This window comes from Pedobacter sp. NO84 (assembly GCF_059703915.1).
Genome location: NZ_AP046575.1, coordinates 3030293 through 3042709, shown reverse-complemented (window position 1 = coordinate 3042709; position 12417 = coordinate 3030293). Strand labels below are relative to the sequence as shown.

13 protein-coding genes are annotated in these 12417 nt (G+C 38.9%); 3 read left to right on the top strand and 10 right to left on the bottom strand.

What is annotated here, in order from left to right; translation table 11 throughout:
• Positions 1-24: 24 nt before the first annotated feature.
• Entirely contained in the window at positions 25-1626 is a 1602-nt protein-coding gene (locus tag AC6H0V_RS13330; RefSeq protein ID WP_497560683.1) for an SUMF1/EgtB/PvdO family nonheme iron enzyme, read from the bottom strand.
• Between the two features lie 354 nt (positions 1627-1980).
• On the opposite strand from AC6H0V_RS13330, the gene porV reads away from it, so the two are divergent.
• Both porV and ispF read left to right on the top strand, forming a co-directional pair.
• The gene (porV, locus tag AC6H0V_RS13325; protein ID WP_497560682.1) at positions 1981-3165 is read left to right on the top strand and encodes a type IX secretion system outer membrane channel protein PorV; all 1185 of its coding nucleotides are present in this window, start codon (positions 1981-1983) and stop codon (positions 3163-3165) included.
• A gap of 7 nt (positions 3166-3172) precedes the next feature.
• Positions 3173-3652, top strand: a complete 480-nt coding sequence (gene ispF, locus AC6H0V_RS13320) for a 2-C-methyl-D-erythritol 2,4-cyclodiphosphate synthase (protein ID WP_497560681.1) — start codon at positions 3173-3175, stop codon at positions 3650-3652.
• Positions 3653-3684: 32 nt separating this feature from the next.
• Here the strand turns inward: ispF and AC6H0V_RS13315 are convergent, their stop codons facing one another.
• From AC6H0V_RS13315 to AC6H0V_RS13275, 9 genes are all read right to left on the bottom strand, one after another.
• Positions 3685-4554, bottom strand: a complete 870-nt coding sequence (locus tag AC6H0V_RS13315; protein WP_497560680.1) for a pirin family protein — start codon at positions 4552-4554, stop codon at positions 3685-3687.
• Positions 4555-4623: 69 nt separating this feature from the next.
• Entirely contained in the window at positions 4624-5154 is a 531-nt protein-coding gene (locus AC6H0V_RS13310; protein WP_497560679.1) for a YceI family protein, read from the bottom strand.
• Positions 5155-5245: 91 nt separating this feature from the next.
• Positions 5246-5833 carry a Crp/Fnr family transcriptional regulator gene (locus tag AC6H0V_RS13305; protein WP_497560678.1) on the bottom strand — a complete coding sequence of 196 codons (588 nt, stop codon included), beginning with the start codon at positions 5831-5833 and terminating at the stop codon, positions 5246-5248.
• A 6-nt stretch (positions 5834-5839) separates the two neighbouring features.
• Positions 5840-5980 (bottom strand): FeoB-associated Cys-rich membrane protein, encoded by a 141-nt coding sequence (locus AC6H0V_RS13300; RefSeq protein ID WP_497563382.1) that lies wholly within the window; start codon positions 5978-5980, stop codon positions 5840-5842.
• Positions 5981-6086: 106 nt separating this feature from the next.
• Complete coding sequence (locus AC6H0V_RS13295; protein ID WP_497560677.1) at positions 6087-7274, bottom strand: hypothetical protein; 1188 nt, start codon at positions 7272-7274, stop codon at positions 6087-6089.
• Positions 7275-7448: 174 nt separating this feature from the next.
• Entirely contained in the window at positions 7449-8279 is an 831-nt protein-coding gene (locus AC6H0V_RS13290) for a type 1 glutamine amidotransferase (RefSeq protein WP_497560676.1), read from the bottom strand.
• A gap of 3 nt (positions 8280-8282) precedes the next feature.
• Positions 8283-9386, bottom strand: a complete 1104-nt coding sequence (locus AC6H0V_RS13285) for a carboxylate-amine ligase (protein ID WP_497560675.1) — start codon at positions 9384-9386, stop codon at positions 8283-8285.
• 24 nt (positions 9387-9410) lie between these two features.
• Positions 9411-10493 carry an ATP-grasp domain-containing protein gene (locus tag AC6H0V_RS13280; RefSeq protein ID WP_497560674.1) on the bottom strand — a complete coding sequence of 361 codons (1083 nt, stop codon included), beginning with the start codon at positions 10491-10493 and terminating at the stop codon, positions 9411-9413.
• 96 nt (positions 10494-10589) lie between these two features.
• Positions 10590-11294: an esterase family protein gene (locus AC6H0V_RS13275; protein WP_497560673.1), complete on the bottom strand. Its 705-nt coding sequence runs from the start codon at positions 11292-11294 to the stop codon at positions 10590-10592.
• Between the two features lie 245 nt (positions 11295-11539).
• Between AC6H0V_RS13275 and AC6H0V_RS13270 the strand changes: the two genes are divergently transcribed.
• Positions 11540-12376 (top strand): alpha/beta hydrolase, encoded by an 837-nt coding sequence (locus AC6H0V_RS13270; RefSeq protein ID WP_497560672.1) that lies wholly within the window; start codon positions 11540-11542, stop codon positions 12374-12376.
• Positions 12377-12417: the final 41 nt, after the last annotated feature.

Sequence of the window (12417 nt, the reverse complement as noted above, 5' to 3'; positions counted from 1 at the left end):
GTTTTGAAACTTCGTAAGTTTAAGTTATTTGATCTTAAATTGTGGTTTACCTTGAGGTCTAATCTCAGAAGAGCCGAGCATTGTCATAGCACAACGGAAACCAATATCAGCTGATGATTCGTCTTCCTGTAAATGTCTTCTTGAGGCAGGGTTTAACCATTGCGCTTGATCGTCCCATGAACCACCTTTATACACCCTCGACTTGTCGTTAACCAGTGTAGTAATGCCATATAGCGCACTTTGTTCGTCGCGGTAACCACGTTGATCTGGATTAAATGGCGCAGTTCCGGTTGTTCCGGTCGCTGCCGCTGTCCCGGCTTGTAGTTCAGCCCAAGTTTGTTTTACCCCAGAGTTGGCTTTTACCATTGCGGGCTTACCGTATTTATCCTGAACCAATTTACCAGTAATAGGATCTCTATCTTTATTTTGATATTGGTTGCCCCTAAACGGGTTTAGCGCATCAGCTTGTTCGAAAGTTGCCACACGAAATACATCTTGGGTCCATTCGTTTACATTCCCAGCCATGTTATACAATCCAAAATCATTTGGCTCATAAGACCTAACGTCCTGTGTAAATGCAGCTTTATCATTCAGTGAACCACCAACGCCCATATAATCGCCTTTGGCCCTTTTAAAATTGGCTAAAATTAAACCTCTTGTACTTTTTTTAGCTGATGAGATACCCAACCCGTTCCAAGGATATATTTTTTTCTCGTTTACATTTTCGTATTGTGTATTTCCTATCAGGCCTAATGCGGCATATTCCCATTCGGCTTCTGTTGGTAATCTAAAGGGTTGTAAAATTACACCATCTTCTAACCGAACATTTCTGGTAGGGCCCTGATTTCTTCTGCTTCCGGTAGTAGGTGCCGCAGTTCCTGCCGGAGTTGCTGCAGGATTTAGATCAGGCGGTGCATTGGTTCCTTTATCAGGAATTTGTCCGTTTAGATAAATGTCTGTATTAAAAGGTGTGGCTGGCTTTTGATATGGTGTTGCCGGTGCATTCCTTCCAGTTCTACCTGTTCCGTTTACCACATCAAAGCTTGTCATATAGTTCTGATCGCGTAATAATTTCTCATTAACCATGTCCGTTCTCCATGCGCAATATCTTTCGGCCTGTTGAGCAGTTACGCCAACCACAGGATAGTTCTGATAAGCTGGGTGCCTCAAATAGTTATTTACATAAGGTTCGTTAAATGATAAAGGTCTACGCCAAACTAAGGTGTCTGGTAACTCTTCGTAATAATATTGGGCATCCGTAGGATAGTTGCGTTTTATCCAGTTAAGGTATTCCAACCAGTTTACGTTAGAAACTTCGGTTTCGTCCATATAAAAGGAACTTACGGTAACTTCTCTTTTATAGTTATAGTTACTCATATCCTGGCCAGGAATATCAATTGCACTTCCGCCCATGATAAATTCTCCACCTTCAATCTGCATCAATCCTGTCCCGGCAGGACCACGTCTATATTTCGTGTTTACCTCAAAACCGCCATTGGCTTTTTGGTTATATTGATAACCTGTTTTATTGGAATAATTTGGATTATTGTTTTGCTTAGGCTTGCAAGAAACAAGAATAGAAACAACAATTAAAAATGCAAAAGAATAAAAGTATGTTTTTTTCATAAATTGCTTTTAAAACACTAACTGTTAAAATTACTTAAAAAAGGACTATATCCCAAAAAAAATCTTACTTTTTTGGTTGGGAGATGGACAAGCCTCAAAAAGGTTAAACAGGGTATTTCATGACAGGCTAAGATCCTAAAATATATTTAACAATAATTTCAAACGTTTGATTCGGGGTTTTATTGTGTTTGCAAATGAATTTAAAATTATCTAATTCCTTGGTTATTAGTATCGATAACATTGATTTTACCGTTAAGAAACATATTGTCACAAATTGAAACTTGCAACATAAATACTTTGAATTTATTATGCAGGATGTTAACTTGCATACCTTAATATGTTTATCTTTAACTAATGAATTGGAAGTACCTTAGCACCGCTGTATGTGGACTATTTTCCTTAACCATACTTTGTAGTGTTAAGTTATATGCCCAAGTTGTACAGCAGGGTACCCAAACCAATGGAAGCTTATCCAACAATATTATAACAGCAGTTCCTTTTTTATTGATTGTTCCCGATGCGCGTACAGGAAGCATGGGTGATGCAGGCGTGGCAACGCAGGCCGATGTAAATACAATTAGCGTCAATCCTTCAAAACTTGCTTTTTTAGATAAACCCTATGGTTTTTCCTTATCGTATAGCCCATGGTTAAAAAACTTAGTGCCCGATATTAATTTAGCCTATCTAAGTGGTTTTTATAAATTAAACGATGAAAGCACATTAGGCAGTTCACTTCGTTATTTTTCTTTAGGGCAGATCCAACTTACAGATGCAAACCAACAGGATTTGGGGATCTATAGTCCAAGTGAGTTTGCTTTTGATCTAACCTATGCTAAAAGATTTGGCGACCAATTCTCTTTGGGAACATCAGCTAGGTACATTTATTCCAATTTAACTTCCGGTCAATTTTCTGCAGGACAGCAAACCAAGGCAGGTAAATCATTTGCGGTTGATGTGAGTGGATATTATCGAAATCAGACTGTACTATTCGGCAAGGATGCAATTGTTGCTTTTGGCGCTAATATCTCCAATATTGGCACAAAAATGTCCTATGTAAATGACGGGCCGGCCTATTTTCTTCCAACAAATTTAAAACTTGGAGGTGCTTCAACGTTTATCGTAGATGATTATAGTCAGTTTACCATCGCCTTAGATTTTAATAAGTTACTCGCACCTACCCAGCCAATTAGAGATAATACAGGCAATATTATTAGCGGAAAAGACCCTAATCGTTCTGTGCCTGCTGGTATTTTTGGATCTTTTACTGATGCTCCAAATGGATTTAAAGAGGAAATTAGAGAAGTGAACATCGCTGCAGGAGCCGAATACTGGTACAACCAACAATTTGCTTTAAGAGCTGGTTATTTTTATGAATCGCCAGTTAAGGGAGATCGGCGATATTTTACGCTTGGAGCCGGATTGAAATACAATATTTTTAATATAGATTTCGCTTACCTATTGGCAAATCCCCAAAAAAGTCCACTAGCAAATACACTAAGATTCAGCTTACTGTTTAACTTTGGCGATACTAAACAATAAAAAACAGATGAAAATCAAAGTAGGCTTCGGATTTGATGTTCACCAACTTAAGGATGAACACCCCTTTATAGTGGGCGGCGTTAACCTGGCACACCACAAGGGCGCATTTGGCCATTCTGATGCGGATGTATTGTTGCATGCCATTTGCGATGCACTTTTAGGGGCGGCAAATTTAAGGGATATAGGTTTTCACTTCAAAAATACCGATCCGCAATGGAAAGGGATAAGCAGCCTAGTCTTGTTAAAAGAAACGGTAAGGCTGCTGCGCGATAAAGGCTGGCAGATTGGCAATATAGACGCCATGCTATGCCTAGAGGCCCCCAAGATTAACCCTCATATACCTCAAATGCAAGAAAATATTGCAAGTGCTATTGATATAGCTATAGATGATATTTCCATTAAAGCAACCACAAATGAAACAATGGGATTTGTGGGGAGGGAAGAAGGCGTAGTAGCTTATGCGGTCTGTTTAATAGAAAAAACTTAAACCAAACCTCGTAGGTTTTAAACCTCCGAGGTTTATTCTAAATACCCAAATTTTCCTTCGTTGTAATCAGCTATCGCTTGCTGAATCTCTTCTGGTTTGTTCATTAAAAATGGACCATAAGAGGCAATTGGCTCATTAATGGGTTGTCCGCTGAGCACCAAGATCACACTGTTTTCTATAGCTTCAAGCTTAACAATTTCGCCGTCGTGCTTAAAGTGAACCATTTGGTCTTTTTTTGCAATTTCCGTATCGTTTACTCTGATACTTCCATCAATAACTACGATTGCGGTATTGTAAGTGCTAGGCAGGGATAAATCTACTTTGCCGCCTTGATTTAAACGGGCATTGTACATTTCTATTGGACTAAAAGTTGATACACTTCCTTTTTTCCCGTTAAAATCCCCAGCAATTACTTCAATTATTCCAGCGTTTTCTGGAAGGGTAAATTTTTGGATTTCACTCTGTTTAACGCCTTGATATTTTGGTGTGCTCATTTTATCTTTTGCTGGAAGATTTACCCAAAGCTGTACCATTTGAAACGGGCCTCCCGCTTTGCTGAAGTTTTCTTCATGGTATTCTTTGTGCAAAATCCCGCTCGCTGCCGTCATCCATTGCACATCTCCTGGATAAATGACACCGCTGTTTCCGGCACTATCGTGATGCGCTACTGCGCCATGGTAGGCAATGGTTACGGTTTCGAATCCACGGTGTGGATGTACACCAACTCCCCGAGGCTCATTACGTGCAGAAAATTCGATTTTTGCATTGTAATCGAGCATAAAAAACGGACTCATGTTTAATTTGTAACCGCCCGGGAAGAAATTATGCACCCTAAAACCATCCCCAACCATGTGCGGTGGAGGTGGGTTTAAAATTGATGCCACTGTTTTAGTTGTATTCATCTTTATTTGAATTTAAAGTTTGGCGCTAGGCGCGGGGCGTATTGGACGCTCATCGCCCAACGCGTATCGCTAAGCGCCCTTAACGAATTGTAGTTCGCCTACAATCTTCACTTCTTCACTTACCATTACGCCACCGGTTTCTAATGCTGCATTCCAGGTTAGGCCAAATTCAGAACGATTAATTTTTCCACTTAACGTAAAGCCTGCTTTTGTATTTCCCCAAGGATCAGTAGCGATTCCACCAAATTCTGCAGTTAATTTAACGGGTTTAGTTTGGTCTTTGATAGTAAGATTTCCTTTTACGATATAATCTTCCCCATCTTTTTCTACAGAAGAAGAATTGAAAGATATCGCTGGATATTTTTCTGCCTCAAAGAAATCGCCACTTTTTAAATGGTTATCGCGATCTGTATTTCCTGTGTCTATAGAACCGATCTCCCCTGAGAAAGAAATTTCTGCATTAGTAAAGTCATCTCCATCCGAAGTTAATTCGGCCGAGAAAGATTTTAAGCTTCCAGTTACAGTAGTAATCATCAAATGCTTTACTTTAAATTGTAGTTCGCTATGGGTTGGATCTAATGTCCATTTTGTTGTTGCCATGGTATTTTTGTTTTAGTTAAATTTTATAACACGAAATTACCACAAGATTTTGAGGCCTACATTGATGTATGGTAAGAAAGCAATTAGCTGTTTACCTAAAATGTTTCTTTGCAAGATCTTTCCTCACCCTACTTAATGATTCTGGGGTAATTCCTAGGTAGGACGCAATCATCCACTGCGGAACGCGTAAAGTAAGATTAGGATAAAGTTTGATGAAGTTTAGATACCTTTCTTCCGCGGTTGCGCCTAAAAGCATATTTATTCGTTTTTGCATAAAGCGGATAGAATTATGCAACATGAGGATATTAAGTTCTAAAATTTCCGGAACAATATTTTTGATTGCCGGAAAGAAATCTTTCTTAACAATTACCACCTCGGTATCTTCGATGGCATCAATATAAAAAAAAGCAGGTTCATTAAAAACAGAAGTATCTCTATCCGATAACATCCAATCTTCTGGAGCAAACTGTATGATATGCTCTTTCCCTTTTTCGTCAATAGAAAAGTACCTTAATAACCCACTGTTTACAAAATACGCTTCAGATTTTAAGTCGCCAGCATTTAAAAGGATCTGCCCTTTTTTTATGGTTTTAATTTTTAAACAACTCACGGCTTCCTGAGCCTGCTCGTCGGTTATGGCTAGTCGATTTTTAAGGTAGGTTGCAAATCTATCTAGCATCAACACTTATTTTTTAGGCTGGGGGATGTTATCGAAGTTGGCGGCACATTTGCCACAGCCAGTTGCACAACCATCACTTTTAGGAGAGATGGAACGATAAATCAATCGGCCAACGTAAAATAAAGCGGCAGCGAAAATGATAATCATTAAAATGAACTGGATATCCATAAAACAAATTTACGAAATAATTGAAGATGATTACGCCCATTAGAAAAAGATTACACTGATTTGAATGAATAGGAAGATTGGCTAATTAACTTTCCATCAACCCAATCGTACCACCCACCCAATCAAAATCCTTATTGTAGCGCACGCCAATCATCTTACCACGACTCAATCTCCCTAAACTAATGCATAGCTGGGGTTCTTCGCCTTCTGGCCAAAGGTACATCATCCTAATTTCGGCTTTTACGCCTGCATCTGGAGCTTGGATTACCGGCTCGTAAACTACTTTTCGTTGTAAAATCCAGTTTTCAGGATCTTTGATTGCTTTAACATCCGCTTCGGTCACATCTATGATTACTCCCATTCCAGCAAAGCTGAAGAGCGGTTTTAATACATAATTTTCCAAATCTGTTGGGATGGTTTCAATCGTGTTTAAAAACCTGGTCTCAGGAACAAATTTGCTTTTTAGGAAAGGCATGGTGTATTTACTGATGCGATAAAACCAATTGGGGTGGGTAATCCACTCGATTTCTAATTCTTCACGAGGGTCAAAGCTATTGTTGAATAGCTCTTGATTGTCTTCTATCTCATCGAAAATTAAACGATTATAAATTCTTTTTAACTGGATTTTTTGCCCGTTTTCTTCATAAAAAAGTTGGTTTCCTTCTTTTTTAATATCAGTTAATGATAAGATTTTAATCCCTAACCGATTCGCAGTTACAAAAAAATCGATCGCCGTTTTCTGATGAGGTGCATCTACGTCCATTAACGCGACCTCATGGGGCATATGATTCCCAACAATTACTTTTTTAAGTAGTTCGAAATAAGATTTCTCATCTAAGTCATTAAAATATGGACTTAGATTCTCGTCTAGGTTATAAGAATCTTTAAAATTTTTCGCCAAGTGTGCCTGAAATCCATATAATGATGGAAAACCCTGCATTTCGATTAGCATAGGGGTTACTTCCCCACTGTCATCTTTGCATAACCCGTAATCAAACGTTAAAAAATGAGGGTGTTGGGTTTCGTTAGGGACGGTCCAGTGTTCAGGGATAGCTTTTTGTGTAAGTGCTTTAAAATTATCCTGTTTTATCAGCGAAATAATTTCTTCTCCGGCGGCAATTAATTTCTCTTTTAGCGCTAGTGGAATAAATATCGGCGTTTCTGCTACACGAAAGGGAATTGAAGAAAATCCAGCTTCCAAGGTTTGGATGAACTTGATGTATTTTTCATCTGTAAAATTAGTGTTAAAGGCTTTACGATATTTTGGGATCATATTAAACTAAAGTTTTAACCACAGAGAAACGTAGGTCACATTTTTTAAAAAATATAAGACATATAAGGGCATTTAAGATTGGATCAAACTTATATGTTTTTATATGCCTTACATCGTTATTTATTCTTTTGATATCAGGGAAGCCATATGTTGGTTTATTCTTGAACCTTGGCACTAATCAACTTCCTGCAATGCATTTATTGCCTGATTTAAAAAATTGGGCAAAATTATGCTTTGAGTTAAGCTAATCCTTTCTGGATCGTCTAAACTGTTGAGCATATCATTGTATTTATCTTCTCCGTGGTTCTTGATAATTGCGGCTTTCTTTTCATCCTGTAACAAATACATTTTCATTCCCACTGGGTCTGCTTCTGGATGAAACTGCGTTCCGATCATCTCTTCAGAAAAACGAATCGCCATCACACAACGTTCTAGGTCTACATGGGGCCTTTCTTTTTCGATCGCTAAAATTTGTGCCCCTTTTGCACTAAAGTCTGCATCATTTGGTTTAACTACCTGCCAATCCCTACTATCTACCGAGTAAAAAGGATTTGGTAAACCATCAAATACAGTTTCCAGTTTTCCGTTTTCAGTTAAGCTGATTGGGAAAATCCCAAAAGCATTTGATTTTCTTTGGGTAACGGTACCCAAGCCATATTTTCGACAGGCCATCTGAAAAGAATGGCAGATTAAAAAAACATGTTTTTTATATTCATTCTGTTGATTATGGCTTTCAATATCGTCTAACAACTTAAAAAAATCATGTTCCCACTTCTCATTTTCGCCCTCGAAGGGACTACCGGGCCCTCCACTAGAAATATAAATATCATATCCTAAATCGGGTACCTCATCATGTTGTCTGATATCGAAAACTTCGTATGTGAGGTTAAGTTGGGTTTGATCTCGGTAATTTTGTAAGATCTCCTTTATCCCTCTCATACCTTGATTGGGACGCCCATTATTCATATCGATAACCGCTATCTTAATCGTGTTTTTTTCCGTCATTTTTTATCCTGCACCTACTAATGTTTGGGTAGTTATGTAATCTACCACCGATTCAAAGCTACCAGTTTTCTCGTAAACCGCAAGTTGTCTGTCGGCGCCTGTACCATTTGCTAAAATGGTATGCACGTAGTTGATCTCATTTCTGCTCCCTAATTCGTCAACTACATCATCAATAAAATCTAGCAATTCTAAGATCAAGTTTCTGCAATTTACTTCCATTTCCTTTCCAAAATCGATCAGATTTCCATCAATACCATATCGGGCCGCTCTCCATTTATTTTCGTTGATCAATGCTCTCGAATAGCTGATGAATTCCATATTTTGTAAACGTAATTTATACAGTTTTGCGCATAGCGCCTGAAATAAAGCCGTGAAAGCCATTGTTTCATCAATCAGCATTGGGCAATCACAGATGCGGAATTCAACCGTATCAAAAAATGGATGAACCCTAATGTCCCACCATATTTTTTTGGCATTATCCATACAGTTGGTCTTGATCAGCAGCTTTACATAACTATCATAATCTTCGATGCTGTTAAAGATATCAGGGATACCTGTACGAGGGAATTTATCAAAAACCTTTGTTCTAAACGATTTGTAGCCTGTATTCCTGCTTTCCCAAAACGGCGAATTAGTAGAAAGTGCAAACACATGTGGTAAGAAATAGCGCACTTGATTGGCAATGTGAATGGCAAGCTCACGCGATTGGAAACCCACATGAACATGCAGCCCGAAAATTAAATTGGAACGGGCCGCCTCTTGTAGTTCGTTTACAATTTCGCTATATCGAGGATGCTCGGTAATTAATTGTTTTTCCCAATGCGAAAATGGGTGAGTACCTGCCGCCCCAATTCTTAGGCCTTGTTCGCCCGCCAATTGAGACACCGTATAGCGCAGTTGCGAAATTTCCTTTCTAGCCTGATCGGTGTTGTGGCAAATGCCGGTACCCACTTCAACAACAGCTTGGTGCATTTCGGCCTTCACCTGGTCTTTGTGGATCTTTTGAGCAGATTCTACAATTTTTTGGTCGTGCGAAGTGAGTTCTCTAGTAACGGGATCAACTACCATGTACTCTTCTTCTATACCGAGCGTAAATTCATTCATCATTCTATGATTTGATTAATACCTCAATTATTTTTTTGAAGAGATAGGCTTTTTTGCTACTTTTTTTACCGGCGTCTTTTTCTCAGTTGTCGCATCTTTTTGCTTAACCGCTTTAACAGTTGCACTAACCTTTACTCCTTTCGGCAAGGTGTTTTCTGTTAATGGCAAGCCAGCCGCAGCTGTTTTTACGTATTTGCCCCAGGTTAAATTATCCTGACCAGGTTTTTGCCCTTTAGCTCTTTCGATAGCATAATTTGCCGTTGTTTCTACTACCCAATCGAAGTTGTCCTGGCCAACGCTTTTCAGATCTGCATCGGGTGCCGGGTTACAGAAATCAATTGCGATTGGCACGCCATCACGTACGGCAAATTCTACGGTATTAAAATCGTAACCTAAATAAGTACACAGCCTAAGCGTGTATTCTTCTATGGTTTTTAGTAATTTTTCGCTAGAAGGAGCGTTGTCAACCGCGTAGCGTAAGTGATGTGGGTTGCGGGGTTCGTACTGCATAATGCGTACATGTTTACCGCCTATACAATAACATCTAAAATATTCATCAAAGATAATTTCTTCTTGTAGCAACATTACGAGTTGTTCGGTTCCGCTATGTTTGCTAAAGAAATCTTCCTTATCATGAAGTTTGTACACATCTCTCCATCCCCCTCCATCAAAAGGTTTCATGTAGGCGGGAAAGCCGGTATATTCAAAAATCGCATCCCAATCTAATGGCATGGCCAAATTGGAAAACGACTCGCCTGTTGTTCCTGTTGGATGTTCTCTGGAAGGTATTAGCGCCGTTTTTGGTACTGGAACACCGATCTGTTCGGCAAGTGCATTGTTAAAGAATTTCTCATCAGCACTCCACCAAAAGGGGTTATTGATCACTGCTGTTCCTGTAATTGCAGCATTTTTTAATGATGCACGATAAAAAGGAACATCCTGAGAGATACGATCTATGATAACCGCATAATCTAGCGGGCCATTCTGAAACATCTTATCTATTTTAACCGCTTCGGCAGTAATACCTTTTTCGGCTTTTTGATTGATACGATCAATTACTGCCTCAGGAAATGAGCGCTCCTGACCAAATAAAATTCCTATTTTTTTCATGCTTGATTATTTTAAGGTTGTAGTGTTGTATAGTTGTGCCAAAAGCATCCCTTCTGGAAATGAGTAATTTAATATAATTTAACCATCGGTCTATTCTTATAATTGAGCTAGATACTCTGGAAACATCTGTCGCCAGGTTGGCCAATCGTGATCGGCATTCTGTCTAATATCTAACCAATGATTGATACCTTTTTGATGTAAAATATTCGATAATCTTTCATTGTCGCCTTTGCACATGTCGCGGTCTGATGTACCTAAAACAATTTTCATGTGCCAAAGTTCTGGATTTATGTCATTTACTAAAAAATCTACCGGATTATTAAAGAAAGTATCGTCATTATAGAAGCCGTCAAGCTGCCCAGTAATGTCAAAAGCGCCACTCATGCTAAAAAGATGGCTTACTACCCACGGGTGACGAAAAGCAAAGTTTGCTGCGTGATAACCACCAAAACTGCAGCCTGCAGTAATTACTTTCTGATGCTCCGTTTCGTGTTTAGCGAGAGGAACTACCTCTTCCAGTAAGAATTTATCGTACCAGATATGATTTTTAACCCGATCTGCAGGATGAATTTCTTTATTGTACCAGCTCAACTTATCAATCCCATCTGGGCAATAAACTTTCACTTTTCCATCATTTACAAAACCAGAAATTGCATCTAATAATTTAAAGTCTTTATTCTCAAAATAGCTTCCCATACTTGTGGGAAACAATAGGATTGGATATCCACTATGCCCAAAAACGAGTGTCTTGATATCTTTATTTAAATTGGGGCTGTACCATTCTTTTAATTCTTCTTTCATAGACTACCATTTAAGATGCTTTAAGATAGAAAAATTCAATCCAAACGCAAAGAAATTAATGTTTTATTTGGGAGATAGTAAGGAATAGCGGATAGAAAACAGGGAATGGGGAATAGAAGATGGGGGGAGGTTCGCCTAGATTTCCTATTTCAATTTCCTAAATATATGATTGCATTTCTTTTATCGAAAAAATACTATTCACAGACTTAATTTTTTAACAACATTCGTACATTTGCGGCAGATTAGTGAGAAAGCTATTATTTTCTATGTACACCACTTTATTACCTACCGCTATTAAAACTGAACACGAGCTAAAGTCTGTTTTTTTAAAAAGAACTGTCGAGTTTGACATTTATAGTCCAGAACACTTGTTGGGCAATGAGCGTGTTAACCTCCTGCTATTAAATGATGGCCAAGATTTGTCCCAAATGGGTTTTGAGGGAATGCTCGATTCTTTATATGCAAAATGGAAAATTGAACCCACTGTAGTGATCGGGATTAAAGCTGGGCAAGAGCGGATTTTGGAGTACGGTGTTGCAGGTAGGCCCGATTTTAAAAAACGAGGAAATAAAGCCCAAGCCTATACCGATTTTATAATCAAGGAGCTAATTCCTTATGTGCAACAAGAGGTAGAGGTTACCATTAACGGAAGGCGCGCATTCGCGGGATTTTCTCTAGGGGGGTTAACTGCCTTTGATATCGCATGGAACTACGATAATTATTTTGATGTGGTAGGGGTATTTTCAGGCTCTTTCTGGTGGCGTAAAAAAGATCTTAGTGCCGGATATACCGATGATGATCGGATATTGCATCAAGCCATTCGTGAGACCAAAACCAATCCCGCACTTAAGTTTTGGTTAATGACCGGAACTAACGATGAACTTGCGGATAGAAACCACAATTTTATTATCGATTCTATTGATGATACCATAGATGTGGTGAAAGAACTGCTCAAAAAAGGGTACCAGAGACCCCATGATGTGCATTATTTCGAGATGGTAGGCGGAAAACATGATGTGCCTACTTGGGGTAAGGCAATGCCCAAGTTTCTGGAATGGGCTTTTGCTAAGCAGGGTTTATAACATTTGTAGCTTCGCTACTAGGTCGCCTTAGAGGGGGTAAA

Excerpts from the sequence above, each read along its gene's own strand:
- AC6H0V_RS13280 (WP_497560674.1), bottom strand. The coding sequence starts at position 10,493 with ATGAAAAAAATAGGAATTTTATTTGGTCAGGAGCGCTCATTTCCTGAG.
- AC6H0V_RS13330 (WP_497560683.1), bottom strand. The coding sequence starts at position 1,626 with ATGAAAAAAACATACTTTTATTCTTTTGCATTTTTAATTGTTGTTTCT.
- AC6H0V_RS13315 (WP_497560680.1), bottom strand. The coding sequence starts at position 4,554 with ATGAATACAACTAAAACAGTGGCATCAATTTTAAACCCACCTCCACCG.
- AC6H0V_RS13285 (WP_497560675.1), bottom strand. The coding sequence starts at position 9,386 with ATGATGAATGAATTTACGCTCGGTATAGAAGAAGAGTACATGGTAGTT.
- AC6H0V_RS13310 (WP_497560679.1), bottom strand. The coding sequence starts at position 5,154 with ATGGCAACAACAAAATGGACATTAGATCCAACCCATAGCGAACTACAA.
- ispF (WP_497560681.1), top strand. The coding sequence starts at position 3,173 with ATGAAAATCAAAGTAGGCTTCGGATTTGATGTTCACCAACTTAAGGAT.
- AC6H0V_RS13300 (WP_497563382.1), bottom strand. The coding sequence starts at position 5,980 with ATGATTATCATTTTCGCTGCCGCTTTATTTTACGTTGGCCGATTGATT.
- AC6H0V_RS13305 (WP_497560678.1), bottom strand. The coding sequence starts at position 5,833 with ATGCTAGATAGATTTGCAACCTACCTTAAAAATCGACTAGCCATAACC.
- AC6H0V_RS13290 (WP_497560676.1), bottom strand. The coding sequence starts at position 8,279 with ATGACGGAAAAAAACACGATTAAGATAGCGGTTATCGATATGAATAAT.
- AC6H0V_RS13275 (WP_497560673.1), bottom strand. The coding sequence starts at position 11,294 with ATGAAAGAAGAATTAAAAGAATGGTACAGCCCCAATTTAAATAAAGAT.
- AC6H0V_RS13295 (WP_497560677.1), bottom strand. The coding sequence starts at position 7,274 with ATGATCCCAAAATATCGTAAAGCCTTTAACACTAATTTTACAGATGAA.
- porV (WP_497560682.1), top strand. The coding sequence starts at position 1,981 with ATGAATTGGAAGTACCTTAGCACCGCTGTATGTGGACTATTTTCCTTA.